Source organism: Streptomyces sp. NBC_01275, from assembly GCF_026340655.1.
In the GTDB taxonomy this organism is placed as follows: domain Bacteria; phylum Actinomycetota; class Actinomycetes; order Streptomycetales; family Streptomycetaceae; genus Streptomyces.
Genome location: NZ_JAPEOZ010000001.1, coordinates 511881 through 538310, shown reverse-complemented (window position 1 = coordinate 538310; position 26430 = coordinate 511881). Strand labels below are relative to the sequence as shown.

27 protein-coding genes are annotated in these 26430 nt (G+C 73.0%); 12 read left to right on the top strand and 15 right to left on the bottom strand.

Annotation, left to right across the window (positions count from 1 at the left end; genetic code table 11):
• Positions 1-83 precede the first annotated feature (83 nt).
• Positions 84-872, top strand: coding sequence for an electron transfer flavoprotein subunit beta/FixA family protein (locus OG562_RS02360; RefSeq protein ID WP_266393053.1), 789 nt, complete (start codon positions 84-86; stop codon positions 870-872).
• A 52-nt stretch (positions 873-924) separates the two neighbouring features.
• Positions 925-1887, top strand: coding sequence for an electron transfer flavoprotein subunit alpha/FixB family protein (locus tag OG562_RS02355; RefSeq protein ID WP_266393052.1), 963 nt, complete (start codon positions 925-927; stop codon positions 1885-1887).
• Positions 1888-1947: 60 nt separating this feature from the next.
• Here OG562_RS02355 and OG562_RS02350 read toward each other — a convergent pair whose 3' ends face one another.
• A complete protein-coding gene (locus OG562_RS02350) occupies positions 1948-2706 on the bottom strand; it encodes an endonuclease/exonuclease/phosphatase family protein (RefSeq protein WP_323187467.1) in 759 nt (252 codons plus the stop codon).
• Between the two features lie 342 nt (positions 2707-3048).
• Between OG562_RS02350 and OG562_RS02345 the strand changes: the two genes are divergently transcribed.
• Positions 3049-4365, top strand: coding sequence for an aldolase/citrate lyase family protein (locus tag OG562_RS02345; RefSeq protein ID WP_266393046.1), 1317 nt, complete (start codon positions 3049-3051; stop codon positions 4363-4365).
• Positions 4366-4369: 4 nt separating this feature from the next.
• On the opposite strand, the gene OG562_RS02340 is transcribed toward OG562_RS02345, so the two are convergent.
• From OG562_RS02340 to OG562_RS02330, 3 genes are all read right to left on the bottom strand, one after another.
• The gene (locus OG562_RS02340; protein WP_266393044.1) at positions 4370-4759 is read right to left on the bottom strand and encodes a VOC family protein; all 390 of its coding nucleotides are present in this window, start codon (positions 4757-4759) and stop codon (positions 4370-4372) included.
• Positions 4760-4846: 87 nt separating this feature from the next.
• Complete coding sequence (locus OG562_RS02335; protein WP_266393042.1) at positions 4847-5584, bottom strand: hypothetical protein; 738 nt, start codon at positions 5582-5584, stop codon at positions 4847-4849.
• A gap of 15 nt (positions 5585-5599) precedes the next feature.
• The gene (locus tag OG562_RS02330) at positions 5600-6628 is read right to left on the bottom strand and encodes a LacI family DNA-binding transcriptional regulator (protein WP_266408970.1); all 1029 of its coding nucleotides are present in this window, start codon (positions 6626-6628) and stop codon (positions 5600-5602) included.
• Positions 6629-6870: 242 nt separating this feature from the next.
• Here OG562_RS02330 and OG562_RS02325 point away from each other — a divergent pair, with 242 nt between their 5' ends.
• On the top strand, positions 6871-7854 hold the full coding sequence (locus OG562_RS02325; RefSeq protein ID WP_266393040.1) for an ROK family protein: 984 nt from the start codon (positions 6871-6873) through the stop codon (positions 7852-7854).
• Positions 7855-7995: 141 nt separating this feature from the next.
• Here OG562_RS02325 and OG562_RS02320 read toward each other — a convergent pair whose 3' ends face one another.
• A complete protein-coding gene (locus OG562_RS02320) occupies positions 7996-8931 on the bottom strand; it encodes an ADP-ribosylglycohydrolase family protein (RefSeq protein ID WP_266393038.1) in 936 nt (311 codons plus the stop codon).
• Positions 8932-9049: 118 nt separating this feature from the next.
• Here OG562_RS02320 and OG562_RS02315 point away from each other — a divergent pair, with 118 nt between their 5' ends.
• Positions 9050-9247, top strand: coding sequence for a hypothetical protein (locus OG562_RS02315; protein ID WP_266393036.1), 198 nt, complete (start codon positions 9050-9052; stop codon positions 9245-9247).
• 142 nt (positions 9248-9389) lie between these two features.
• Complete coding sequence (locus tag OG562_RS02310; protein WP_266393034.1) at positions 9390-10433, top strand: NUDIX hydrolase; 1044 nt, start codon at positions 9390-9392, stop codon at positions 10431-10433.
• A gap of 38 nt (positions 10434-10471) precedes the next feature.
• Here OG562_RS02310 and OG562_RS02305 read toward each other — a convergent pair whose 3' ends face one another.
• From OG562_RS02305 to OG562_RS02295, 3 genes are all read right to left on the bottom strand, one after another.
• The gene (locus tag OG562_RS02305) at positions 10472-11551 is read right to left on the bottom strand and encodes a protein kinase family protein (protein WP_266393032.1); all 1080 of its coding nucleotides are present in this window, start codon (positions 11549-11551) and stop codon (positions 10472-10474) included.
• 2 nt (positions 11552-11553) lie between these two features.
• Positions 11554-12270, bottom strand: a complete 717-nt coding sequence (locus OG562_RS02300) for an MBL fold metallo-hydrolase (RefSeq protein ID WP_266393031.1) — start codon at positions 12268-12270, stop codon at positions 11554-11556.
• Between the two features lie 127 nt (positions 12271-12397).
• Positions 12398-13753, bottom strand: coding sequence for a dipeptidase (locus OG562_RS02295; RefSeq protein ID WP_266393029.1), 1356 nt, complete (start codon positions 13751-13753; stop codon positions 12398-12400).
• Between the two features lie 203 nt (positions 13754-13956).
• Between OG562_RS02295 and OG562_RS02290 the strand changes: the two genes are divergently transcribed.
• Positions 13957-15204, top strand: coding sequence for a geranylgeranyl reductase family protein (locus OG562_RS02290; protein WP_266393027.1), 1248 nt, complete (start codon positions 13957-13959; stop codon positions 15202-15204).
• 15 nt (positions 15205-15219) lie between these two features.
• Here the strand turns inward: OG562_RS02290 and OG562_RS02285 are convergent, their stop codons facing one another.
• Positions 15220-15675 (bottom strand): nitroreductase family deazaflavin-dependent oxidoreductase, encoded by a 456-nt coding sequence (locus OG562_RS02285; RefSeq protein ID WP_266393025.1) that lies wholly within the window; start codon positions 15673-15675, stop codon positions 15220-15222.
• 176 nt (positions 15676-15851) lie between these two features.
• On the opposite strand from OG562_RS02285, the gene OG562_RS02280 reads away from it, so the two are divergent.
• From OG562_RS02280 to OG562_RS02270, 3 genes are all read left to right on the top strand, one after another.
• A complete protein-coding gene (locus OG562_RS02280) occupies positions 15852-16541 on the top strand; it encodes a TetR/AcrR family transcriptional regulator (RefSeq protein WP_266393023.1) in 690 nt (229 codons plus the stop codon).
• Between the two features lie 254 nt (positions 16542-16795).
• Positions 16796-18025 (top strand): sensor histidine kinase, encoded by a 1230-nt coding sequence (locus OG562_RS02275; RefSeq protein ID WP_266393021.1) that lies wholly within the window; start codon positions 16796-16798, stop codon positions 18023-18025.
• Between the two features lie 104 nt (positions 18026-18129).
• Positions 18130-18795 (top strand): response regulator transcription factor, encoded by a 666-nt coding sequence (locus OG562_RS02270; RefSeq protein WP_266393019.1) that lies wholly within the window; start codon positions 18130-18132, stop codon positions 18793-18795.
• On the opposite strand, the gene OG562_RS02265 is transcribed toward OG562_RS02270, so the two are convergent.
• Positions 18756-19040, bottom strand: a complete 285-nt coding sequence (locus OG562_RS02265) for a DUF6332 family protein (RefSeq protein ID WP_266393012.1) — start codon at positions 19038-19040, stop codon at positions 18756-18758. The genes OG562_RS02270 and OG562_RS02265 overlap by 40 nt on opposite strands.
• An 83-nt stretch (positions 19041-19123) precedes the next feature.
• A complete protein-coding gene (locus tag OG562_RS02260; protein ID WP_266393010.1) occupies positions 19124-20611 on the bottom strand; it encodes an MFS transporter in 1488 nt (495 codons plus the stop codon).
• Positions 20612-20817: 206 nt separating this feature from the next.
• Here OG562_RS02260 and OG562_RS02255 point away from each other — a divergent pair, with 206 nt between their 5' ends.
• A complete protein-coding gene (locus tag OG562_RS02255) occupies positions 20818-21165 on the top strand; it encodes a MarR family winged helix-turn-helix transcriptional regulator (RefSeq protein WP_266408968.1) in 348 nt (115 codons plus the stop codon).
• On the opposite strand, the gene OG562_RS02250 is transcribed toward OG562_RS02255, so the two are convergent.
• The 4 genes from OG562_RS02250 to OG562_RS02235 form a co-directional block, all read right to left on the bottom strand.
• Positions 21158-21904 carry a maleylpyruvate isomerase family mycothiol-dependent enzyme gene (locus tag OG562_RS02250; RefSeq protein WP_266393008.1) on the bottom strand — a complete coding sequence of 249 codons (747 nt, stop codon included), beginning with the start codon at positions 21902-21904 and terminating at the stop codon, positions 21158-21160. The two genes, OG562_RS02255 and OG562_RS02250, sit on opposite strands and share 8 nt — an antisense overlap.
• A gap of 110 nt (positions 21905-22014) precedes the next feature.
• A complete protein-coding gene (locus tag OG562_RS02245) occupies positions 22015-23220 on the bottom strand; it encodes an MFS transporter (RefSeq protein WP_266393006.1) in 1206 nt (401 codons plus the stop codon).
• Between the two features lie 191 nt (positions 23221-23411).
• Positions 23412-24116 carry a response regulator transcription factor gene (locus tag OG562_RS02240; RefSeq protein ID WP_266393004.1) on the bottom strand — a complete coding sequence of 235 codons (705 nt, stop codon included), beginning with the start codon at positions 24114-24116 and terminating at the stop codon, positions 23412-23414.
• Positions 24113-25429 carry a sensor histidine kinase gene (locus OG562_RS02235; protein WP_266393002.1) on the bottom strand — a complete coding sequence of 439 codons (1317 nt, stop codon included), beginning with the start codon at positions 25427-25429 and terminating at the stop codon, positions 24113-24115. Before OG562_RS02235 ends, OG562_RS02240 begins: the two co-directional genes overlap by 4 nt.
• A gap of 165 nt (positions 25430-25594) precedes the next feature.
• Between OG562_RS02235 and OG562_RS02230 the strand changes: the two genes are divergently transcribed.
• Positions 25595-26386 (top strand): class I SAM-dependent methyltransferase, encoded by a 792-nt coding sequence (locus tag OG562_RS02230; RefSeq protein ID WP_266393000.1) that lies wholly within the window; start codon positions 25595-25597, stop codon positions 26384-26386.
• Positions 26387-26430: the final 44 nt, after the last annotated feature.

The window sequence follows — 26430 nt, the reverse complement described above, 5'->3', positions numbered from 1 at the left end:
CCCGATCGGGATCGGCCGCTTGTGACGCCTATGCTGCCTGGAAGAAGGCAGCCGAGAACTGACGATGCAGTAGGAGAGCCGGCGTGAGCTTGAGGATCGTTGTCACTGTGAAGTACGTGCCCGACGCCACTGGCGACCGGCACTTCGCCGATGACCTGACCGTCGACCGGGACGACGTGGACGGTCTGCTCTCCGAGCTCGACGAGTACGCGGTCGAGCAGGCGCTGCAGATCTCCGAGAACGCGGACGACGACGTGGAGATCACCGTCCTGACGGTGGGCCCGGAGGACGCCAAGGACGCGCTGCGCAAGGCGCTTTCCATGGGCGCCGACAAGGCGATCCACGTCGAGGACGACGACCTGCACGGCACCGACGTCATCGGCACCTCCCTGGTGCTGGCCAAGGCCATCGAGAAGGCCGGCTACGACCTGGTGATCTCCGGCATGGCCTCCACCGACGGCACCGCCGGTGTCATCCCGGCCCTGCTGGCCGAGCGTCTGGGCGTCCCGCAGGTCACCCTGCTGTCCGAGGTCTCGGTCGAGGACGGCGCGGTCAAGGGCCGCCGCGACGGCGACGCCGCGAGCGAGCAGCTCGAGGCCTCCCTCCCGGCGGTCGTGTCGGTCACCGACCAGTCGGGCGAGGCGCGTTACCCGTCCTTCAAGGGCATCATGGCCGCCAAGAAGAAGCCGGTTCAGTCCTGGGACCTGTCCGACCTCGACATCGAGGCGGAAGAGGTCGGCCTGGAGGGCTCCTGGACCGCGGTCGACTCCGCGGCCGCGCGTCCGGCCCGCACCGCGGGCACGATCGTCAAGGACGAGGGCGAGGGCGGCAAGCAGCTCGCCGAGTTCCTCGCGAGCCAGAAGTTCGTCTAAAGGCTCGACCCGCCGACCGCCTTCCCACCTCGTTTCGCAGGAGAGCAATCCCATGGCTGAAGTCCTCGTCTACGTCGACCACGTGGACGGCGCCGTCCGCAAGCCCACCCTGGAGCTGCTGACGCTGGCCCGCCGCATCGGCGAGCCGGTCGCCCTCGCCCTCGGCCCGGGCGCCGAGAACACCGCCGCCGCGCTGGCCGAGCACGGCGCGGTGAAGGTGCTGACCCACGACGCGTCCGAGTACGCCGACTACCTGGTCGTGCCGAAGGTGGACGCGCTGCAGGCCGCCGTCGAGTCGGTTTCTCCGGCCGCCGTCCTTGTCCCGTCCTCCGCGGAGGGCAAGGAGATCGCCGCCCGTCTCGCGCTGCGCATCGGCTCCGGCGTCATCACCGACGCGACCGACCTCGAGGCCGGCGACGAGGGCCCGGTGGCCACCCAGTCGGTGTTCGCCGCGTCCTTCACCACCAAGACCCGTGTCTCCAAGGGCACCCCGGTCATCACCGTCAAGCCCAACAGCGCCGCCGTGGAGGCCGCTCCGGCCGCCGGCGTCGTCGAGGCCCTCGCGGTGACCTTCTCCGCCCAGGCGACCGGCACCAGGGTCACCGGCCGCACGCCGCGTGAGTCGACCGGGCGTCCGGAGCTGACCGAGGCCGCGATCGTGGTCTCCGGCGGCCGTGGCGTCAACGGCGCCGAGAACTTCGGACTCATCGAGGCCCTCGCCGACTCCCTCGGCGCGGCCGTCGGCGCCTCGCGCGCCGCGGTGGACGCCGGCTGGTACCCGCACACCAACCAGGTCGGCCAGACCGGCAAGTCCGTCTCGCCGCAGCTGTACATCGCCAACGGCATCTCCGGCGCGATCCAGCACCGCGCGGGCATGCAGACCTCGAAGACCATCGTGGCCGTCAACAAGGACGCCGAGGCCCCGATCTTCGACCTCGTCGACTACGGCGTCGTCGGCGACCTCTTCGACGTCGTCCCCCAGCTCACCGAGGAGATCAACGCCCGCAAGGGCTGATCGCCGCCTCAGTCGCCACGAGGCCCCCGTGACCGTCTCGGTCACGGGGGCCTCGGTCGTTCATCCCAGGCTCACCGACGCCAGCACCGGCAGATGGTCGCTCGGATAGCGGCCCTCCACGGTGAACGTGTCGACCCACGCCCGGTGGACCGTGACGTCCGGCGTCGACAGGATCCAGTCGATGCGCTCGCCGTCGGGCTTCAGCGGCCGCCAGCTGTTGAAGGTCCCGAACACCGGTCCGGTCCGCTGTGCGGTGTCCCAGGTGTCGACGAGGCCGGAGTCCAGCAGGGTGGCGTAGGCCTGGTCCTGATGGGCGACGGCGTTGAAGTCGCCGGTCAGCAGCGCCGGGCGGGAGGTGCCCAGCCCCCTGATCCGCTCCGCGATCAGGGCGGCGGCACGCACGCGTGCGTACTCGCTGCGGTGGTCGAGGTGGGTGTTCAGGACGTGGAACTCCCGTCCCGTGCCCAGCCGGTCGCGGAAGAGCACCCGGGTCACCAGCCGGGGGAAGGCCGCGCCCCAGGTGTCGGAGTCGGGCACGTTCGGCGTGTCGGAGAGCCGGAACACGTCGTGCTCGAGGGGCTCGAGCCGGCGGACGTCGTAGTAGATCGCCACCGACTCCTCGCCACCGCCGCCAGGCGTGCCGATCCAGTCGTAGTGCCGGCCGAGGTCGGACCAGACGGCCTGGATCTGCGAGAACCGGCCCTCCTGGGTGCCCATGACGTGCGGGGCGGTCCGCTGTAACAGCGCCCGCATCACCGGGCGTCGGTGGACCCAGCTGTTGCCGCCCCGGTCGACCGGCACCCGGAGGTTGAACGTCATGATCTTCAGCGGAGGAACAGACCTCGGCTTCGGGGGCGGGGGAGGGCTCGCGCGGTGCGGCTGGTCGGCCCCGACCGCGCCCAGCAGGGGTAGGGCGACGGCTGCCGCGACCATCGTTCTCAGTCCCGCCCGCCGGGTCGGCCCCGCAGTGCCTGTCATGTGTCCCCTCTCGCCCCGTGAGCCAGGATGGAGGTGAGGCGGGGCGTGCGGAAGAGGAAACGGATGCGTAAGTGATCACACAGGACCAGGGCGTGGACAGGGTGTTGACCTCCGGGAAGACCGACGGATAGCTTCATTGGACGGATTACTTATTCCGTAAAGCGGAAAACAGGAGGGTGTGGGATGGGGCAAGGGCAGCAGGAGACGGTGGCGACGAGCCTCGCGGGCGCCGTCAGCGAGCAGATCAGCGCCTCCCTCGCGCCGGTCGACGCCGAACTCGACCGCCGCTACCCCGGAGACCCGGGCACCCGTCAGCCCGTCCACACCGTCTACGTCCCCGGCGACGCCTTCGACGCCGACACGATCCGCTCCTGGGGCGACAGGGCCCTCGCCGCCCTCGACGAACACGCCCCGGACGCCGCGTTCTTCGCCGCCGTCCTCGGCCTGTCCGACGACCTCGCCGAGCCCGTGTACGCGCGCGTGCGCGCCAAACTGGAGCGCGAGCCGATCGAGGACCTGCGCGTCGACTTCGAGGACGGCTACGGCCCCCGCCCGGACGCCGAGGAGGACGAGACGGCCGCGCGGGCGGCCCGGCTGATCGCCGAGGCGTACGCGAAGGGCACGGCGGCCCCGTACATGGGCATCCGCATGAAGTGCATGGAGGCCGCCGTGCGCGACCGGGGCATCCGCACCCTCGACGTCTTTCTCAGCGGCCTGATGGAGGCCGGCGGGCTGCCCGAGGGGCTGCTCCTCACCCTCCCGAAGGTGACCTACCCGGAGCAGGTCACCGCGATGGTCCGGCTCCTGGAGGCCTTCGAGGAGGCGCGCGGACTGCCGCCCGGCCGGCTCGGGTTCGAGATCCAGATCGAGACCAGCCAGTCCATCCTCGCCACCGACGGCACCGCGACGGTCGCCCGCATGATCCAGGCCGCCGAGGGCCGGGCCACCGGCCTGCACTACGGCACCTTCGACTACAGCGCCTGCCTGGGAGTCTCCGCCGCCTACCAGGCCAGCGACCACCCGGCCGCCGACCACGCCAAGGCGGTCATGCAGGTCGCGGCGGCCGGCACCGGCGTCCGCGTCTCGGACGGCTCCACGAACGTCCTGCCGGTCGGCCCGACCGCCCGGGTCCACGACGCCTGGCGGCTGCACTACGGCCTCACGCGCCGCGCGCTGTCCCGCGCCTACTACCAGGGCTGGGACATGCACCCCGGCCACATCCCCACCCGCTACGCGGCCGTCTTCGCCTTCTACCGCGAGGGCTTCGCCCAGGCCGCCGAGCGCCTGTCCCGGTACGCCAACCGGGCCGGCGGCGACGTCATGGACGAGCCGGCGACCGCGAAGGCCCTCAGCGGCTATCTGCTGCGCGGTCTGGACTGCGGCGCGCTGGACCTCGTCGAGGTCACCGGCGCGACCGGGCTGTCCCGGGAGGCCCTGGACGCCTTCGCGGCGCCCCGCCGGGGCGATCTGACGGCCTCGGCGGGGGCCGGCTCCGAGTAGGCGGTTAGTGCTGGGGAATCACGTACGGGTGGGTGATGATCTCCATGCCGTGGCCCGCGGGATCCATGAAGTACAGGCCACGGCCGCCGTGATGGCGGTTGATCTCACCCGGCTGCTTGCGGTGCGGGTCCGCGTAGTACGTGATCCCGGCCTGCTCGATCCGGTCGAACGCGGCGTCGAACTCCTCGTCGGAGACGAGGAACGCGTAGTGCTGCATGACGATGGACTCCGCCGGGACGGAGACGAAGTCCAGGGTGACCTTGTTGCTCGTGTCGACGGGGACGAACGGGCCCCACTCGGCCCCGACTTCGAGCCCCAGGACGTGTGCGAGGAACTCCGCGGACTCCCGGTTGTCGCGGGAGTGGACGATGGTGTGGTTCAACTCGACTGACATGTGTGGAATGCCTCCGTAAGGCAAACTCACGGGCACCTCCATGCCTCACCCGGTCGGTGACCGACACGCGATGCCGTCGCCTCGATCCTAACCGAGGCGTAGATGCTCCAGCCCGGACGCGGTCACCAGCTTCTCTTGTGCGAACAGCCGGGTGCCTTGCGCGCAGCGGCCTGCGTCGGCCCGGGCACGGGTCACGAACTCCTCCGGCGTCTCGCCGAACAGCTGCCTCAACGCCGGTGATCCCGCCAGGAGTTCGGTGATGAGGGCGCGCTGCCCCGGGTGGCCGCGCGGGGCGCCGGCGCCGTTGTGCAGGACCCCGTGGCGATTGACGTACGCGAACACGTCCGGGAGCGTCTCGCCGTTCGGCAGCTCGAACCGTGCCTGGGGTGCGGGCAGTCGGACCCGGTCGTAGTGGGGCTCGGTGCCGTCGACCCCGGCGAGTTGGTCGGCGTCCAGCCAGATCAGGAACAACTCCCGTGTGACGTCAGGGGCGTTGACCGGGGAGGCGGACACGTACCCCAGGCGGCTGACATGAGCGGAGACGCCGACGTCGATGCCCGTGACCCGGGTTCTGACCATCGGAACGGGGGAGCTGATTCCGAACTCGGCCATCTTGTAGCGCAGTTGGGCGGGGCTGGCGTTGGAGCCGACGGCCAGGACCGGCGTCCGGCCGGGGAACGTCAGACGGTCCAGCGGCAGGAAGCGGTCCCCGTCGAGCAGCCCCGACTCGGCCGGCCAGGCCCCGGGATAGAGCAGCGGACGGTCGCGGGGCGCGTCCGCCAGGCCCAGCTCCTCCAGCGTGCGGTGTTCATGGCGTTCGGGCACGACTCCCCGCCTCCCTCACTCCGCCGGGGGCAGCTCGCCCGAGCCGCGCATGATCAGCCGGGTCGGCAGCTCGATGCGCTCGGGGACGATCAGAGCGCCCTCCAGCTGCCCGAACAGGCGCTCCGCGGCGGTGCGGCCAAGTGTGGCCGCGTCCTGGGCGACCACGGTGACGCCCGGCTGGAGCAGGTCGGCCAGCTCCAGGTCGTCGAAGGCGACCAGGGCGATCCGGCGGGTCTGCTCCGCGAGCACCCGGATCACGGTGACCGTCACCCGGTTGTTGCCGGAGAAGACCGCCGTGACCGGGTCGGGCCCGGACAGCATCGTCTCGGCCGCCCGGCGCACCCGCAGGGGGTCGGTGGCGCCCAGGGACATCCAGGCGTCCTCGATCGGTATGCCCGCGTCCTCCATGGCGGTCCGGTAGCCGCGCAGGCGCTCCGCGGCCGTGTGGATGCGGGGCATGTCGCCGATGAACCCGATCCGGCGGTGCCCGTGCGCGATCAGATGGGCGACCCCCTCGCGGGACCCGCCGAAGTTGTCCGACAGCACGCAGTCGGCGTCGATCTGGCCGGCCGGCCGGTCGACGAAGACCGTGGCCACGCCCGCCTTGATCTCCGGCTCCAGATAACGGTGGTCGTCGCCGGCCGGGATCACCACCAGCCCGTCCACCCGGCGTGCGCACAGCGCCAGCGCCAACTCCTGTTCACGGTCGGGGTCCTCGGCGCTGGAGCCGTTGATGAGCAGCGCGCCGTGGGCGCGGGCCACCTCCTCCACCGCACGGCTGAGGGGGCCGTAGAACGGGTCGGCGAGGTCCTCCAGGACCAGGCCGATGCTGGCGGTACGGCCCTTGCGCAGGACCCGCGCGCTGTCGTTGCGGCGGAAGCCGAGCGCGTCGATGGCCTCCTGGACGCGGCGCTCTGTCTCCGGGGTGACGCCCGGCTCGCCGTTCACCACCCGGGAGACGGTCTTGAGTCCGACTCCGGCGCGTGCGGCGACGTCCTTCATGGTGGGACGGTTGCCGTAACGGCTTTCGGGGCGGCGCGGCATCTCGGGCACGAAGCGGGGTCCTGTCCTGTCGTCCACGAGGGGCGTCACGCGGTCCGTCCACAAAATGTTGCGCAACGGGGTGCGTGAGTCCCCGGGGTTGTATGAGGATGTGGCGTCGAGCATAGAGCCTGGACAACGTTGTCAGCTGCGCGAGAGACTGTCCACCGCAATCTCCGGCCCACGTCCCCACCGCTGGACCGGCCAGCCCTTTTTCCACTGGTTGACGGGGAGTACCGAGACTGATGCACACCGACTTCGTGGCCGCGCTCGACATCGGCGGCACCAAGATCGCCGGCGCGCTGGTGAACGGCGACGGCGCGATCCTGGTCCGCGCGCAGCGGCCCACGCCCGCACAGGAGAACGGCGACACCGTGATGCGGGCCGTCGAGGAGGTGCTGGCGGAGCTGACCGCGGCGCCGCTGTGGGCGCGCGTCCGCGCCGTCGGCATCGGCAGCGCGGGTCCGGTCGACGCCTCCGCGGGCACGGTCAGCCCGGTGAACGTGCCCGGCTGGCGCGACTATCCGCTGGTCGACCGGGTCCGGGCCGCGACCGGGGACCTGCCGGTCGAGCTGATCGGCGACGGCGTGGCGATCACGGCGGCCGAGCACTGGCAGGGCGCGGCGCGCGGCCATGACAACGCCCTGTGCATGGTGGTCTCCACCGGCGTCGGCGGCGGCCTGGTGCTGGGCGGTCGGCTGCACCCCGGCCCCACCGGCAACGCGGGGCACATCGGTCACATCAGCGTCGAGCTCGACGGCGACCTGTGCCCGTGCGGTGCGCGGGGCTGCGTGGAGCGGATCGCCAGCGGCCCCAACATCGCCCGCCGGGCCGTGGAGAACGGCTGGCTGCCCGGCCCGGACGGCGACGCCTCCGCCGCCGCGGTGGCCGCCGCCGCCCGGGCAGGCGATCCGGTCGCGGTGGCCTCCTTCGAACGGGCCGCGCAGGCCCTGGCGGCCGGCATCGCGGCCACCGCGACCCTCGTCGAGATCGACATCGCCGTGGTCGGCGGGGGCGTGGGCAAGGCGGGCGAGGTCCTCTTCGCCCCCCTGCGCCGGGCCCTCGGCGACTACGCGACCCTCTCCTTCGTCCAGCGCCTGACCGTCGTGCCCGCCCAGATGGGGACGGACGCGGGCCTGGTGGGGGCGGCGGCCGCGGCGCTGGCGGGAGGAAGGGCCGGGGCGAGTGCGGCTGGAGTGGCGGGCGTGGCGGGCGTGGCGGGGGTGTGAGGCGGTGTGAGACGGCTCTGAAGGAACGTTCCGGCATGGGTGGGTCGTAGGCACGCGGCGGGGCACCGCGAGGCCCTTGCGCCCCTTGCGCCCCTTGCAGCCGTTGCGGCCGATCCGGGGCGGAACGTCCTCGCGGCCCGCTCAGGACCCGACGCCACCCGTGCCCGCCCGGGTGGCGTGGCCGCCGAAGACCGGGAGGTCCTCGCGGGCCTGCCGCCAGGCGGCGGGGACGGCGCCCGTGCCGGTGCGGGCCGCGACGGTGCCGCCGACGATCGCACAGGTCGTGTCGCGGTCGCCCCACCCGGCCACGGTCTGCCACAGCGCCTCGGGCAGGTCGTCCAGGTGACCCGCCGCGGACCACAGGGCGAACGGCACCGTGTCCGCGGCCGAGATCAGCTTCCCCGAGCCCAGCACGGACGCGGCGTGGCGCACCGACGCGCGCTCGGGGAGGCCGGCGGCCACCAGCAGCCCGGACCGTACGTCGCCGTCCGGCACGTGTGCGGCGACCTCGCGCAGGAACCCGGCGCGCGGTGGGGCGTCGAGGCCCTCGCTCGCGGCTGCCAGCGCGGCGGCGACGGCCACGGCCACCGCCCCCGCGACGGCCTCCGGGTGGGCGTGGGTGGTCAGTGCGGACAGTCTGGCCTGCTCGACGGCGGCCGCCGGGTCGCCTCGGAACCAGGCCCCCAGCGGGGCGACCCGCATCGCGGCGCCGTTGCCGTGGGAGCCCTGCCCGCCGAACTGGCCCGTGGTGACCGTCCGCCAGTCCTCGCCGTCGTGGATGCGCCGCAGCACGCCGTGCATGGACGGGCCGTACTTGCGGGCCGGGTCGCGGTGGTACTCGGCGGCGAACTCCCGTGCCAGGTCGTCCGGGCGGATCTCCCCGTGCGCGGTGAGATGGGCGAACAGCACGAACGCCATGGCCGAGTCGTCCGTCCACGGCCACGGCGCAGGACGCAGCTCCCGCGCGGCCCACAGCTCCTCGGCGGGCTCGTCGGAGCGCGTGAACCAGGCGTCGCCGAAGGCGTCGCCCAGCGCCAGCCCGTCCAGGGCGGCGTGGGCCTGCTGCGGACTGCTCATGGCGAAACTCCTCCGAACCGTCGGTGACCACGGCATTCTCGCCGCAGCCAGGTGGGGAGGGCGAGCGGATTTGTCGGGGGCGCGTGACCCCGGGACCGGTCGTGCAGTTGTTCCGGGCATGAAGAAGCGCAGCATGCTCGCCATCGCCTCCCTGGCCACCGGGTTCGTCGTCGCGGCGATCACCCCCTCGCACGGCCTGGGTGGGGAGGACCTCGACGGGCTGAACGTGGGGGACACCCTCAGCACCCTCGACCACACCGTCATCGCCAGCGACAGCCTGGCCGTCGACGACAACGCCCTGGGCCAGGGCGACTGACGAGACGCGCGGGAGGCCGTGGCGCCTGCGCCCTCGTCCTGGGGCGTCGGTGGCACGGCCTTCGTGCGCCCTCAACGGGAACTGGTTTCCGTGGCAGGGTGGAGCGGGCAAGCCTCAGGGGGCCGACAGAAGAGGGGGAAACGTGACCGTCGTCTGGATCAACGGCGCGTTCGGTGCGGGCAAGACGACCACCGCACGGGAACTGATCGACCTGATCCCGAACAGCACGCTTTTCGACCCCGAGGTCATCGGCGGCGCGCTCCCGTACCTGCTGCCGCCCAAGCGCCTCGCCGAGGTCGGGGACTTCCAGGACCTGCCGATCTGGCGCCGGCTCGTGATCGACACCGCGGCCGCGCTCCTCGCCGAGCTCGGCGGCGTCCTCGTGGTGCCCATGACCCTGCTGCGCCAGGAGTACCGCGACGAGATCTTCGGCGGCCTCGCCGCCCGCCGGATCCCCGTCCGACATGTTCTCCTCGCTCCGGCGGAAACGATCCTGCGCGAGCGAATAGCCCACCGGGAGGTCCCCGCGGACCTCCCCGACGGCGAGATCCGGATCCGGCAGTGGTCCAACGACCACATCGAGCCCTACCGTGCGGCGCTCGCCTCCTGGCTCACCGTCGACGCCCACCTGATCGACAACGGCGTCCTCACCCCGTACGAGACCGCCGTGCGGATCGCGGGGGCGGTGAGCAGCGGGGCCGTCGCCCCCTGTGACATCGTGCAGACCCCCGAGCCCGGTGCGGAGACGGTGGCCGCCGGGGTGCTGCTCTTCGACGAGCGGGACCGGGTGCTGCTGGTCGACCCGACCTACAAGCCCGGCTGGGAGTTCCCCGGCGGAGTCGTGGAGCCGGGGGAGGCGCCCGCGCGCGCGGGCGTGCGCGAGGTGCAGGAGGAGACCGGCATTCGGTTGGACGACGTACCCCGGCTGCTCGTCGTCGACTGGGAGCGGCCCGCGCCGCCCGGCTACGGCGGGCTGCGCCTCCTCTTCGACGGCGGCCGACTCGACGCGGCGGCCGTCGCGGGGCTGCTGCTGCCCGGACCCGAACTGCGCGGCTGGCGCTTCGCCACGGAGGAGGAGGCGGCCGACCTCCTGCCGCCGGTCCGCTACGAGCGGCTGCGCTGGGCGCTGCGGGCCCGCGAGCGCGGGGCGGCGCTGTATCTCGAGGCCGGCACACCGGTCGGGTGACCGATGCTTCTCACCTTCTCGCGACCGCTCCTTGCCCTTTACGGCCGACTCTCGCCCTTTTGCGACCGGTCCGCGCGCCGCAGCGCGTCCGCCGGGAACGGCGTCGACCTGCTCTCCTCCCGGAACCGTCGCTCGAAGCGCTCCATCACGGCGGCGACCGGAGCGTGACGGCTCACCAGCGCGGCGGCCCCGGCCGGGACGCCCTGCGGCCGCAGACCTCCGGCGCAGGCGCGCACGAAGGCCGCGCGTTCCTCGCCGACATACCCGTACAGGTCCGTGACGAGCCACTTCACCAAGTAGGAGCCGACGTAGGCGCGGTCGTAGCCGCGATGCAGGTCGAGGAAGGCCCGTTCCGGCGGGGTGAGGTCGAAGCGGGCGGAGAGCGCGAGTCCGTGGTCGGCGAGGTAGAGCCGGCGTCCGTCGGTGAGGACGTTGCGGAAGTGGCCGTCGAAGTGGAGGAGCCGGCGGTCGTGGAGGAAGGAGACCAGGGCCGCCAGCTCCCGTTCCACCAGGGCGCAGGCGGCGTCCGCGCCGTCCGTGCGCAGGCGCGCGCCCAGCCAGTCGTGGAGCGTGAGCGGAAGGTGCTCCAGGAACACCGTCAGGCTCGCCGACGCCGAGCGCAGACCGTCGAGGCGCTCGCGCAGCCCCGGACGCTCCGGCCCGCCGCCCCAGTACGTCACCGCCCGGTCCACGTCGGCCAGTTCGACCGGGAGCGGGCGGGGCGCGTGGGGCAGTACCCGCCAGTGGTACGTCAGCGGAAACCCCGGGAACCGGCCGGAGAGCACCCACTTCGTGGTCATCGTGTGCACGGCCAGTTCCCGCCACGCCCCGAAGCCCGGGCTGCCGACGTCGCCGACGCCGTAGTGGCAGTAGGGCGGGAGCCCGAAGACGTTCGCCGTGGAGCCGAGGTGCTCCGTGCGCCGCTCGACGTCGGTGAGCCGGATCTGCTTCACGAACACCGGGCGGCCCGCCGCCTCGACCCGCGCCACCTGCCCGCCGATCCCGGCGCCGAGCGGCACGCCGGACTCCACCAGGTCCGCGAGTGCGCGGTCGCTCAGCCGGCCGAGGGCGGCGGCGACGGTTCGATGGGCGGCGAGGCGAGGGGACGCGATCCCCATCTTCAGCGTGGGGCCCGACAGTTGTCCGCCCCTTCGCGCAGGACCGTCGAGGCCCGCCCGGTCACCGGGTCGCCGTGACCGAAGCAGGCCAGGTCCGTGTCGAGGGCGGCCAGCCGGTGGAAGGAGGCGAGCGCCTGTGTCCGGTCCAGGTGGAACACGCCCGGCAGCACCGCGCCGTCGACGGGCGAGGCGGCGACGGCGTCCCCGGTGAACAGCACGCCGTGGCGCGGCAGATGAAGGGCGATGCTGCCGTGCGTATGGCCCGGGACATGGACCACGCGCGCACCGCCGCCGAAGTCGAGGAGGGTGTCGTCGTGCACCTCGGTGACCCGCGTGGGCCGCGCGAAGTCGCCCTGGGGCAGCCGTCGGAGCGCCGCGGCGTGCAGGGGACGCTCCCAGTCGGCCAACACCGGCGGCGGGCAGGGGACTTCACCCCGCACCACGGCGGCGTCCGCGGGGTGCGCCAGCACCTCGGCCCCGGTGCGCGCCGCCAACTCGGCCGCGCCGCCCGCGTGGTCCTCGTGGAAGTGGGTCAGCACGACCCGTCGTACGGCCTCGGGAGGATGGCCCAGGGCGGTGACCGCGTCGGTGATCGCCGCGGCGGAGCCCGCCGGGCCGGCGTCGACGAGCGTCAACTCGGCTCCGTCGCGCCAGAGATAGGCCTGGCCGACCGGGAAGCGCAGGAGGTGGAGGCGGGGCAGGAGGGCGACGACGTCCATGGGACGACCGTAGGCAGGGCCCCGCCCGAGCGGCGAGGCCCTCTGCCGACGGCAGAGCGGACGTCGGAGCGAATCGGCCGCGCGAATCCGCCGCGCGAAACGGCCGCGAGGCGGCCGAGCGGACGGCTCAGCTCGTCGCGTAGTTGCGCAGGAACAGCGCCTCGGCCACCGAGAGCCGCTCCAGCTCCTGCGGGGACACGCTCTCGTCGACCGCGTGGATCTGGGCCTCGGGCTCGCTCAGGCCGATGAGCAGGATCTCCGCCCGCGGGTAGAGGGCCGCGAGGGTGTTGCACAGCGGGATGGAGCCGCCCTGACCGGCGTACTGCATCTCCTGGCCGGGGTAGGCCACCGCCATCGCCTCGGCCATCGCCGCGTACGCCGGGCTGGTGGTGTCGGCGCTGAACGGCTGGCCCACGCCGATCTGCTCGGTGCTCACCCGGGCGCCCCACGGTGTGTGCGCCTCCAGATGGGCCTGGAGCAGCTTCGTCGCCTCGGCCGCGTCCACGCCCGGCGGCACCCGCAGGCTGATCAGCGCGCGGGCGCCCGCCTGCACGGACGGGGTGGCGCCGACGACCGGCGGGCAGTCGATGCCGAGGACGGTGACGGCGGGGCGGGCCCAGATCCGGTCGGCGACCGTGCCCGAGCCGATCAGACCGACCCCGTCGAGGACCTTGGCGTCCTGGCGGAACTGCTCCTCCTCGTACTGCAGCCCTTCCCAGCGCGCGTCGCCCGTCAGCCCGTCGACGGTCGTGGAGCCGTCCTCGGCGCGCAGCGAGTCCAGTACGCGGATCAGGGCGCCCAGCGCGTCCGGCGCGGCCCCGCCGAACTGGCCGGAGTGCAGATTGCCCTCCAGCGTGTCGACCCGCACCCGCATCATGGTCATGCCGCGCAGGGTGGCGGTGACGGTGGGCAGGCCGACGCGGAAGTTGCCCGCGTCGCCGATGACGATGGTGTCGGCCGCCAGCAGCTCCGGGTGCTCCTCGGCGTACCGCTCCAGACCGCCCGTGCCCTGCTCCTCCGAGCCCTCGACGATCACCTTCACGCTCACCGGGACGCCGCCGTCGGCCTTCAGGGCGCGCAGCGCGAGCAGGTGCATGAGGAAGCCGCCCTTGCAGTCGGCGCTGCCGCGGCCGTACCAGCGGCCGTCGCGCTCGGTCAGCTCGAACGGCGGACTGGTCCAGGCGGCCTCGTCCAGCGGGGGCTGCACGTCGTAGTGGGCGTAGAGCAGGACGGTCTTCGCACCGGCGGGTCCGGGCAGGAAGCCGTAGACCGACTGGGTGCCGTCGGGCGTGTCGAGGACGGCCACGTCCTGGAAGCCCTCGGCGCGCAGCGCGTCGGCGGCCCAGTTCGCGGCGGCCTCGCTCTCGCTTCTGGGGAACTGGTCGAAGTCCGCCACCGACTTGAAGGCCACCAGTTCGGTGAGCTCCGCCTTCGCCCTGGGCATCAGGGAGGCGACGGTCTCGGCGACCGGATTCGACGACATGGGCACGCTCCTGGTGGGTGCGACGTTGTACAGGGTGAAACTGGTTCGTACGGGTGACCGTGCGAGCGTACGCGCTGCCGGGATGGGGCTCGCGTACGCCGCCGATCTTCCCACAGCGGACCGTCATCGGACCGTGACGATCTCCGCCGTAGGATGCGGGGGACAGGTGCGGCAGGCGGCTTGATCGGGAGCAGTAGACCATCGTGAGCAGCGAGAACTCTTCGGCGGACGACGTGCGGCAGGTGTGGGACGTCGTCGTGGTGGGCGCGGGACCCGCGGGGGCTTCGGCCGCCTATGCGGCGGCGGTCACAGGACGGCGCGTGCTGTTGCTGGAGAAGGCGGAGCTGCCCCGCTACAAGACGTGCGGCGGCGGCATCATCGGCCCTTCGCGCGATGCGCTGCCCCCCGGCTTCGAGCTGCCCTTCCGGGACCGGGTGCACGCGGTGACCTTCTCCAACAACGGGCGCTTCACCCGTACGCGACGCTCCCGGCAGATGCTGTTCGGGCTGATCAACCGGCCCGAGTTCGACCAGCAGCTGGTCGAGCACGCCCAGAAGGCGGGCGCCGAGCTGCGGACCGGCGTCACCGTGCAGCGCGTCGAGCAGCACGGCTCGGCGGTGCCCGACCGGCGTACGGTCGCGGTGGTCTTGCAGGGCGGCGAGACGGTGCTGGCGCGATCGGTCGTGGGCGCGGACGGCAGCGCCAGCCGGATAGGGGCGCACGTCGGCGTCAAACTCGACCAGGTGGACCTCGGTCTGGAGGCGGAGATCCCGGTGCCGGAGACGGTCGCCGAGGACTGGAAGGGACGCGTCCTCATCGACTGGGGGCCGATGCCCGGCAGCTACGGCTGGGTGTTCCCCAAGGGGGACACGCTCACGGTCGGCGTGATCTCGGCGCGCGGCGAAGGCGCGGCCACCAAGCGGTATCTGGAGGACTTCATCGGGCGGCTCGGCCTGGCCGGCTTCGAGCCGAGCGTCTCCTCCGGCCATCTGACCCGCTGCCGCGCGGACGACTCGCCGCTCTCGCGCGGGCGGGTGCTCGTCTGCGGTGACGCGGCCGGCCTGCTGGAGCCGTGGACCCGCGAGGGCATCTCCTTCGCGCTGCGCTCGGGCCGGCTCGCCGGAGAGTGGGCGGTCCGCATCGCCGAGGCGCACGACGCGGTGGACACCCGACGGCAGGCGTTGAACTACGCGTTCGCGGTCAAGGCGGGCCTCGGCGTGGAGATGAGCGTCGGCAAGCGGCTGCTCACCCTCTTCGAACGCCGACCCGGGCTCTTCCACGCGGCGCTCACCGGCTTCCGCCCGGCCTGGCGGGCGTTCACGGACATCACACGCGGCCGGACGACCCTGGGCGAGCTGGTCCGCACCCATCCGCTCGCCCAGCGGGCGCTGGGCGCGGTGGACCTGCGGCCGGCGGCCGAGCCTTCGGCGGTCGAGGAGGACGGTTCCTGACCGTGGCCGGGCCCGTCATCGCCGGTCGGTGACGGTGATCCGGAACACCGGGTGGTCGGGGGCGATACGGCGCAGCTCGGCGTCGGGGGAGTCGGGACCGACCCCGCCGAAGAAGACGCCGACCTCGGCCTTCCAGCGCTTGAGGTAGGCGCGCAGCAGCGGGGTCTTGTCGTCGTCGGAGACCTCGCTCGCGCTGAACTCCTCCACGTGCTTGCCGAGGTGCAGCTCGCCGCCGCCCGCCGCCCGCATGTTGTGCGTCCACTGGACGTGGCCGCGCGGGGCGACCAGGTACTGCTGCCCGTCCACGGTCAGCAGGTTCACGGGGGTGGTGCGCCACTGACCGCTCTTGCGGCCGCGGACCGCCAGGACCCGGGATCCCCACACGCTGAGACCGCGGCGGGTCATCCAGGCGACGGCACGGTTGAAGACGTTGACGGTGAACCAGCCGGGCTTCTGGACGTGAGTGGACATGGCTACTGCCTCCTGTTGGCCGCGCGAGGGGGCGTGCCCCCCGAAAGTGTGAGCACTGCTCTCGCTTGAGAGCAGTCTGCACGAGATTGGCGATCCAAAGCAAGAGCGGTGCTCTCTAATTTAGGCACCGCTCTCCATTGTGTGCACCGCTCTGTTTTCGTGGAACACTGAGCCCCATGAGCAGTGCCACCCAAGGGGCCCGGGCCCGCGCCAGGATCGAAGTCACCGCCGCCATCAAGGACGAGGCGCGCAGACAGCTCGCGGCCGAGGGCGCCGCCAAGCTCTCGCTGCGGGCCGTCGCCCGGGAGCTCGGCATGGTCTCCTCCGCGCTCTACCGCTACTTCCCCAGCCGCGACGACCTGCTCACCGCACTCATCATCGACGCCTACGACTCCCTCGGCGAGCGGGCGGAGACGGCGCACGCTGCCGTCGCGGACGCCGACCCCGTACGGCGCTGGGTCGCCGTCTGCGAGGGGGTGCGCGGCTGGGCGCTGGCGAACCCGCACGAGTACGCGCTGATCTACGGCTCGCCGGTACCCGGCTACAGCGCGCCCCAGACGACCGTCCCGGCCGCCTCACGCGTCGGCCTCCTCCTCATCGCCATCGTGCGCGACGCGCAGCAGGGGCCCGGGCTCGCCGCACCGCCGCTCTGCGCCGCACTGCGCCCCGAGGCCGAGCGGATGGCCGCCGACCTCGCCCCCGACCTCCCGCCGGAGGCGGCCGTGGCGCTGGTCGCGGCCTGGGCGGAGCTGTACGGGCTGGTGGGCTTCGAGCTGTTCGGCCAGTTCCACCGGGTGGTGGAGGACCGCGAGCCGTTCTTCCACCATGCGGCGACCCGGCTCGCCCATGGGGTGGGGCTGCGGTAGGACAGGGACGGTGCGGAGGCGGTGCCGGCGGCCCGCCGACACCTCGCGCGCCTCACACGCGGCAGGGCACCTGTGCCTCACACACGGCAGGGCGCCCGTGCCTCACACACGGCAGGGCGCCCGTGCCTCACACACGGCAGGGCGCCCGTGCCTCACGCCCCGCGAACGGCGGCCCGCGTACTTCAGGGGGAGTACGGGTGATCACCTCGCCCGGCGGACGTCCCGTGTGGTCGACGGCGTCTAGCGTGGCGGGCATGGACGAACAGCGGGTGCGCGGGGGCGACGGCCCGGGGCGATGGCGGCCGCACGGGCCGCCGTGGCTGCGCCGCTGGGCGGGCGAGGAGCCGGGCGGGCGATGGCCCTGGCGATCCACCGCGCTGCTCGCCGTCCTCGTTCTCGTCGGCTCGAACTTCGCGGCCCATGCGCAGGACGGCGAACGGGCCGGCCTCGACCTCTTCGCCCACGTGCTGCTCCTCGTCGCCTGCGGTCTGCTGCTGTGGCGGCAACGGGCCCCGGTGGCCGTCGTGTTCGGCACGGCGGCCGCGACCGCGGTCTATCTGGGCGCCGGCTACCCGTACGGCCCGGTCTTCCTCACCGTGGCCGTGGCCTGCTTCGCCGCCGTCGTCGCGGGACGCCGACGGGCCGCCTGGACGGCGCTGGGGATGCTGTGGGCGGTGCATCTCCTGGTCGCGCACTGGCTGTACCGATGGCTGCCGCCGTCCGGGGACGCCCCCGCGTCCTTCGCCCAGGAGATCGTCGTCGCCGGCTGGGCGGTGGCGATCGTGGCGGTCGCCGAGCTGGCCCGGATCCGGCGCGAACAGTGGGCCCGCGAGCGGGCCGAACGCGCCCAGGCCGCCCACCGCCGCGCCGACGAGGAGCGGCTGCGCATCGCCCGCGAGCTGCACGACGTCCTCGCCCACAGCCTCTCCGTCATCAACGTCCAGGCGGGCGTCGGACTCGCGCTCCTCGATTCCGACCCCGAGCAGGCGCGCACGGCGCTCGGCGCCATCAAATCCGCCAGCAAGGAGGCGCTCGGCGAGGTGCGCCAGGTGCTCGACAGCCTCCGCACGCCCGGAGCCGCGCCGCGCGCTCCGGCCCCCGGCCTGGACCGACTGCCCGAGCTGGTGGAGCAGGCGGCGCACGCGGGCCTCGCCGTCGACGTGGAAGGAACCCCGCCCCGACTGTCCCCCGGCACGGACCTCGCCGCCTTCCGCATCGTCCAGGAGGCCCTCACCAACGTCGTACGGCATTCGGGCTCGCGCCACGCGCGTGTGCGGCTGGAGCGGGCGGCCGGGACGCTACGGCTCCGGATCGACGACGACGGGCCCGCGACCGGCGCCGACGCGGGCGGCGGGGGCAACGGGCTGGCCGGGATGCGGGAGCGGGCCGCGGCGCTGGGCGGCACGATCGAGGCCGGGGCCCGCCCCGACGGCGGCTTCCGGGTGCTCGCCGTCCTGCCGTCGAGGGCGGGGGAGGACCAGTGAACGAGGGAGAGCCGGTGGGCCGGGGAGGAGCGGTGGAGCAAGGTGGGTCGGTCGGTCGAGAGGGAGCGGCGGAGCAGGGAGAGCCGGTGGGGCGAGGCGGGGCGGTGATTCGTGTGGTGCTCGCCGACGATCAGTCGTTGGTCCGGGCGGGGTTTCGGGCGTTGCTCGACGCGCAGCCCGACATCGAGGTCGCGGGGGAGGCCGCCGACGGTGAGGAGGCGGTGCGCTCGGTGCGTGAACTGCGGCCGGACGTCGTCCTGATGGACATCCGCATGCCCCGGCTCGACGGACTCGCCGCCGCCCGCCGCCTCACCGACGACGACACGCTGGCCGCCGTCAAGGTGGTCATGCTCACCACCTTCGAACTCGACGAGTACGTCTTCGAGGCGATCCGGTCGGGAGCGTCAGGCTTCCTGGTGAAGGACACCGAACCCGAAGAACTCCTGCGCGCCGTACGGGCGGTGGTGGCCGGGGACGCGCTGCTCTCGCCGGGGGTGACGCGCCGGTTGATCGCCGAGTTCGCCGCCCGCTCCAAGGAGCCCGCGCCCGCCGACGCGTTGGGTCGGCTCACCGAACGGGAGCGGGAGGTGATGGCGCTCGTCGGGATCGGCCTGTCCAACGAGGAGATCGCCCGCCGACTGGTCGTCAGCCCGCTCACCGCCAAGACCCATGTCAGCCGCACGATGGTGAAGCTGGGCGCGCGGGACCGGGCCCAACTGGTCGTGCTGGCCTACGAGTCGGGGCTGGTGCGGCCGGGCTGGCTGGGCTGAGCCGCCCCGGGGAAACGCCGCAGCACACTCACCACGCGGACCGCGAACAGTGCAACGGCCAGCACCAGCCCGGTACGCGGCAGCAACCACTCGGCCGGCTCCGGGAGTCGGAAGAGCAGCGCCGGACCGGCGACCGCCCCGAGGATCACCACCGCCGCGAACACCGCGCTGAACAGCGCGTAACCGATCTCCACGGTGATCGCGTCCCGCTCCGCCTGTGTGCGTGGCCCCCCGTGTCCGTTCATCCGACGATTCTCCCAGCCGTGCGTCCGACGGGGCAACAGCCCCCGCCGGACGCACAAGTCACGGGTGTGCCGGACGACAGGCGCTAGTCGCGGGCCCCCACCACCTCGGCCGCCTTCTCCGCCGAGGATCTGGCGATCACGACCGAGCCGCCGCCACGCCGGGCGCGCAGGCCGGGCAGGGTGATGAGGAGTCCCGCGGCGGCGACCGCCGTCACGACCGCGAGCCCGGGCCGGTAGCTGTCGAGGACGGCCTGCGGAGTGGGGTCCGCCGGTGCGCCCGCGGTCACCACCGCGGTCACCACGGCCAGGAAGAGTGCGCCGCCCACCTGCACCGAAGTGTTGAGCAGGCCGGAGACCATGCCCTGTTCGTGGTCGGCGACGCCGTTGGTGGCCTGGATGTTGAGCGAGGGGAAGACCAGCGCGCAGGCCGCGCCGATCAGCAGCATGGTGGGCAGGATCACCGCCGCGTACACCGGGTCGAGGTCGACGCGCAGGAACAGCGCGTACCCGGTGACCATGAAGGCGAAGCCCGCCGCTATGAGCCGTGGGGTGCCGAAACGGTCCACGATCGCGCCCATCCTGGTCGAGGACACCGCCACCAGCGCGCCCGCCGGCAGGAAGGCGAGCGCCGTGTGCAGCGCCGACCAGCCCAGCAGCGACTGCATGTAGAGGGTCGCCAGGAACTGGAAGCCGACGTACGAGCCGAAGAACGCCATCGCGCCGAGCTGGGCGCGGATCTGGCTGCCGGAGCGCAGTACGCCGAGCCGGATCAGCGGGCCGGCCGAGCGTCGCTCGACGAGGACGAAGGCGGTCAGCAGGACGGCGACCGCGAGGAAGGACAGCAGGGTGCGGGCGGAGGTCCAGCCGGACTCGGGCGCCTGGACGACGGTGAAGACCAGCAGAAGCATCGACGCGGTGCCGAGGACGGCGCCGGGCACGTCGTAGCCGTTGTGGTCCTTCTCCCGCTCGCTGCGCGGGAGCAGCTTCAGGCCCGCCGCGAGGGCGACGAGGGCGATGGGCGCGGGGAGCAGCATGGTCAGGCGCCAACTGGCCTCGGTGAGCAGGCCGGAGAGGACCAGGCCCATGGAGAAGCCGGTGGCGGCGCAGGTGGTGTAGATGGAGAGCGCGCGGTTGCGCAGCGGGCCCTCCGGGAACGTCGTAGTGATGATCGACAGCCCGGCCGGGGCGGTGAAGGCCGCGCTCAGGCCCTTGATGAACCGGCTGGCGATCAGCAGCGGGCCCGAGTCGACGAGCCCGCCGAGCAGCGAGGCGACGGCGAACACGCCGAGGGCGACCAGGAAGACCTGACGGCGGCCCAGCAGGTCGGCGGTGCGGCCGCCGAGGAGCAGCAGGCCGCCGTAGCCCAGGATGTAGCCGCTGACGATCCATTGCAGCGTCGAGGTGGACAGACCGAGGTCGGAGCCGATGGACGGCAGGGCGACGCCGACCATCGACACGTCCAGCGCGTCCAGGAACATCGCGGCGCACAGCACCAGCAGGGTGCCCCAGAGCCGTGAGGTCCAGCGGCCCTCCGAGAGGGAGGACGCGGGGGAGGGGAGCGGAGAGGTCATGGCGGAGACACTACATGCGCATGCATCGAATGCAAGCGCATTTAATTCCGATGCAATGAAACTGTTTCTCTGCTACGGTGCGGGCCATGGCGGCGATGAAGGGCGACACGAAGGGCCGGGCGGAGGGCGAGGAAACGGCCGGGGAAACGGTTGCCGAAGCGGTCCGGCAGACGGCCGAGCAGGCGCTCGTGGGGCAGTGGCGGGACATGCTGGCCCTGCATGCGCGCACCCAGTGCGAACTCGACCGCGCTCTGCACCGACACGGCCTGTGCGCCAGCGACTTCGAGGTGCTGGACGTGCTCGCCGACTCCGCCGCCGCGGACGTCTCCTGCGGCTATCGCGTCCAGGAGATCGCCGAGCGGGTCCACCTCAGCCAGAGCGCCCTGTCCCGCCTGATCGCCCGGCTGGAGAAGGACGAACTCGTGGAGCGAGGCCTGTGCGCCGAGGACCGCAGAGGCGTCCGGGTGGCGCTCACCGGAAAGGGGCGCGCGCTGCACGGCGAGGTCCTGCCGGTGCAGCGCGCGGTGCTGACCAGGATGCTCAAGCTCAGGTGATGGCCGACTTCTCCCGCCACAGGGCAGCCAGCGAGGCGTCCCCGACGATGTCGGGGAACGGCGCCCGGTTCCACAACGACAGGTAGAGCAGCCCCGCAGGCCCGGCCACCTCGCAGTCGGCGCCCCCGTCGGCGTTCCGCTCCGTCACCGGCGCGCGCGAGGACAGTCGTACGGTCCACACGGCGTCGTCGGCGTCGGTCGCCCGCACCCGCAGGACCCGGGGCTTCTCGGTCCGCACCTTGCTCTTCTCGCGCGCGTGGAAGGCGCTCAGCAGTTCGTCGACGCCGTCCGCCGCGAAGGCGACGTCGAACTCCTGGGCGATCTCCTCGGGTGTACGACCACGGGCCGACTCCGCGTCGACGCGGTGCACGGCCGTTTCGTGCGCCTGCCGCCGGGCCCAGAACGCGAGCGGCGACGGCGCGGCCAGGAAGTGCCAGCACTGTACGTCCGGTGAGGCGGCGGACAGCGTGTCGACGAGCCGCCGGTGCCCCTCGCGGAACCAGGCCGAGAGGGCGTCGCCGTCGAGGTCCGGCAGTCCGTCGCCGGGGTGGAACGAGGTGCGGCCCTCGGCGACGAACGAGGTCGCCCAGCGATGCACCATCCCGGTGTGCCGCAGCAGATCCCTGACCTGCCAGTCCGGGCAGGTCGGCACCTTGGCGTCGGGTCCGGCCTCGGCTGCCGCGGCGGCGAGCGAGCCGCCCTCCCGGTCGAGGATGCGGATGTACTCGGCGGTCTCCATGCGGGTGAGTCTGCCGGATGGAGTGCGGTCCGGGCGAGGTGCCGTCGGTGACCGCGTTCGTCCGTGATGTCGACGGGTCGGGTGTGGGCGCCGGATACGGGCGCCGGTGTTCAGTCGGTGGTCGTCCGTCGGGTGGCGAGGCCGATCGCGGCGGCCACCGCGGCGAGTGCGGCCACGCTGGTCAGGGCGGTGGGCAGGGAGAACCAGTCGGCCATGAAGCCGATGGCGGGCGGGCCGAGGAGCATGCCGCCGTAGCCGAGCGTGGAGGCGATGGCGACTCCGCTGGGGCCGGCCAGGGCGCCCGCGCGTTCGACGGCCACCGGGAAGAGGTTGGCCAGGCCGAGGCCCGTGATCGCGTAGCCCAGGAGCGCCGCCCACAGGGTCGGGGCGAGGGAGCCCAGCAGCATCCCCGCCGACGCGACCGCGCCGCCGGCCACCACCGTGCGGGTGCGGCCGAGCCGTTCGAGGAGGGTGGTGCCGGTCAGCCGGCCGACCGTCATGGCGAGCGCGAAGCAGGAGTACCCCACGGCCGCGACCCCGGCCGAGGAGTCCAGGTCCTGCTGGAGGTGCAGGGCGCCCCAGTCGGCGAGGGCTCCTTCGCCGTAGGCCGTGCACAGGGCGATCAGGCCGAAGACGATGACGAGGCGGCGGGTGCGGGGAGCGCGGGGAGCGCGGGGGGTGCGGGGGGTGCGGGGGTTCCGGGTCCTGTCCGTCGGGGTTCCGGCGTCGGCGAGGAGCTGGTCCGGCGGGCGGGGCGAAGGCTGTCGTAGGAGCACCGGTCCTGTGAGTGCGGTGACCAGCAGGCCGATGAGCCCGAGGCCGAGGAGATGGCGGGCGGGGGACAGGGACCCCGCGACCAGGCCGCCGAGGCCGGCGCCGATCATGCCGCCGAGGCTGAAGGCCGCGTGGAACGTGGGCATGATCGGCCTGCGCAGTGCCGCGACGAGATCGACTGCGGCGCTGTTGAAGGCCACGTTGATCCCGCCGTACGCGGCGCCGAACAGCAGCAGGACCGCGCCGAGCGTGAGGGCGGAGTGGGTGAGCGGGGGCAGGGTGACGCTGAGGGACAGCAGGACCGCGCAGACGACGGTGACCGGATGGCTGCCGTAACGGTGGCAGAGGCGGCCGGTGAGCAGCATGGTGACCACGGCCCCGGCGGAGACGCCCAGCAGGGCGAGGCCGAGATCGCTGGCCGAGGCGTGGGTCTGCTCCTTGATCGCGGGGATGCGGACGACCCAGCCGGCGAAGACGAAGCCGTCGAGGGCGAAGAAGACGGTGAGGGCGAGCCGGAGCCTGCTGAGGGATTCGCCCTGCACCGCACTGTGCGAACGGGCTTTGTTTATTTGCGGCACAAAATCAGGCTAGGGGGAGGGCGGGGGCAGGACAAGGGCGGGATGCGGACGTCAGGAGTCGTCTGAACAGGGCCTCACGGCAGGAGTGACCGGTGCTGGGCCACGGTGGGAGTGATCGGTGCCACGCCCCCGAAAGGAGCGATCGGTGCCGGGCCTCACGGCAGCAGCCGTCTCTCCTTCGCCACCGCCACCGCGCCCGACCGCGTCTCCACCCCCAACTTGCCGTAGATCCGGCCGAGATGGGTCTTGACGGTCGCCTCGCTGATGAAGAGCGCCCGGGCGATCTCCCGGTTGCCGAGGCCGCGGGCCAGTTGGCCGAGGATGTCGTGCTCGCGCTCGGACAGGGTGGGGCGCGGGCTGCGCATCCGGGCCAGCAGTCGGTCGGCGACCGGGGGCGACAGCGTCGTACGGCCGGACGCGGCGCTGCGGATCGCCGCGAACAGTTCGTCGGGGCGCTCGGCCTTGAGGAGGTAGCCGGTCGCGCCCGCCTCGATGGCGCGGGTGACGTCGGCGTCGGTGTCGAACATGGTGAGGACCAGGACCCGGGGGCCGGCGGTGCCGTCCGCGCCGTCGGCGGTCAGACGTCGGGTGGCCGTCACGCCGTCCATGCCTCCGTCCGTGCCCCTGTCTGTGCCTCTGCCCGTGCCTCCGGTTGCGCCGCCGTCGAGCTGAAGGTCCATCAGGACCACGTCGGGACGCAATCGGGCGGCCAGGGCGAGCGCCTCCTCGCCGGTGCCCGCCTCGCCGACCACCTCGATGCCGTCGGCGCTGGACAACAGGGCGCGCAGACCGGCCCGTACGACGGCGTGGTCGTCGCACAGCAGCAGCCGGACGGGGGTCGGGGACGTGGACGCGCTCACTGGACGGGCTCCTTGTCGGATTTCTTGGCGGGTTCCTTGACGGGCTTCCTGGCGGGCTTCTTCACGGGGTCGAGAGTGAGCGGGACCGCTACCGAGACGACGGTGCCCTCGCCCGGGGTGGACTCCACGGTGAGGGCGCCGCCCGACTGTCGGGCCCGGATGCGCATGGCCGGCAGCCCGTGTCCACGGGCCCGGTCCGCAGGAGAGACCGTGGGCGAACGCGCGTCGAAGCCACGGCCGTTGTCGGCCACGTCCAGCGAGATCTGGTCGTCCAGACAGGTCAGGGTCAACGCGGCCCGGGTCGCCGCGGCGTGTTCGCGGACATTGGCCAACGCCCCCTGGGCGATGCGCAGCAGCGCCGCCTCGACCCGTTCCGGCAGCGGGCCCGGGTCGCCGTCGAGCCGGAACTCCACGGTCAGGCCCGGCCCGCTCTCCCGCGCCGCGAGGGCGGCGAGCGCGTCCGGGAGCGACTGCTCGGCGAGGTCGGCCGGCGCCAGGTCATGGACGAAACGCCGGGCCTCGGCGAGGCCCCGGGAGGTGATCTCGGCCGCTTCGCGCAGATGTGCGCGGGCCGCGTCCGGGTCCGACCGCCAGACGCGCTCGGCGGCCTGCAACAGCATCCCCTGGCTGGACAGGCCCTGGGCGAGGGTGTCGTGGATCTCCGTGGACAGCCGCTGGCGCTCCGCCAGGACGCCCGCCTGCCGTTCGGAGGCGGCGAGGTCGCGGCGGGTGCGGACAAGATCGTCGATCAGCACGCGCTGCCGGGCTCCCTGGCGCTGTAGATGGACGAGTACGGCGGTGGCGACCGCGGCGACGGCGGGCGGGGCCACGACCATGTTCGGGTTCAACGCCCCGTCGGCCGCCCGCACTTCGCAGGCCACCACCAGCGCGGTCAGCGCGCACGCGAGCGGTACCGAGAACCGGGGCGGCAGTGCGTGCAGTCCCGCGAACAGCAGGGGCATGACGCACCAGGTGGCGCTCGGCGCGAGGGCCAGAAGAACCACCCAGACGGCCGACGTCGAGCCCAGCCAGGCCAGATGACCCGAGGTGGGCGGCGAACCGGGGCGGGGCGCCGGGGCGAGGAAGGGCCCGAGGACGTAGAGCAGGCAGAAGACCGCGAACAGCGTCACCGTCCACCAGGTGTGCGCTGTCCACCCGGTGTGCGCCGCGCCCTGGTCCCGGCTCAGGAAGCGCGCGAAGGACGAGCCGAGCAGCAGGAAGAACGCGGCGTGCACGATCCCGGCAAGTCGACGCCCGTCCGCATCGGCGGTCGTCTCCGTCGTCGTCTGCGTCGTCGTCTCCGTCGTGCTCATCCTCCGTGTCTAACGCGACGGACGCGGGCGCGCATCAACCGATCGGCTGACATCGGGATCGCCCGAACCTCCCGCGGACCGGCTCCTGTCGACCGAGCCGGAACCGTCGCCCGCTCCCCGAGGCTGGGACCAGGACCTGCAGCAGCCCAGGAAAGGCGCCGACCCATGCCCGCCAGGAACCTCACCGCCAACCGCGCCACGCTCGGCCACCGCGTCGGCTACGCCCTGCGCCACCCCGACCGGGTGCCCCGTCATCTGGCCCGCGCCGCCCGGGACCTGTGGCTGAGCCGCCGCCACCCGGACCACGTCTCCTACTACCGTGCCGTGATGCGCTCCGACACCCGCGCCGACCCGGACGCGGCCGTCGGCAGCCGCAACCGGGAGCGGTGGCTGGCGCTGGGCGCGATGCAGTTCGACTACCTTCTCGGCCACGGGCTGCGCCCCGAGCACCGGATGCTGGAGATCGGCTGCGGCAACCTGCGGGGCGGCTGGCGGTTCATCCGGCACCTGGAACCCGGCCACTACCACGGCGTCGACATCTCCCCCGACATCCTCGTCGCCGCGCAGGACACCATCGTCGACATGGGGTTGCAGCAGCGGCTGCCGACCCTGACCCCGGTGCGCGACCTGACGCTGCGGTTCCTGCCCGACGCCCACTTCGACGTCGTCCACGCGCACAGCGTCTTCTCGCACTCGCCGCTCCCGGTCATCGAGGAGTGCCTGGCCCACGTAGGGCGGGTGCTCGCGCCGGGCGGCTGGTTCGACTTCACCTTCGACCGCACCGAGGGCGAGGAACACCACGTCCTGCGGGAGGACTTCTACTACCGCACCGAGACCCTCGTGGCCCTGGCGGAGAAGCACGGTCTGCGGGCCCGCTTCATGGACGACTGGGAGGCGCTCCCGCACGGTCAGTCGAAGATCCGCGTCACTCGCGCGGACGACCTCGGACAACGCTGACCCCCGCCCGACCCGCTGTTTGTAAAGTGGCCCTGATCAGTTCA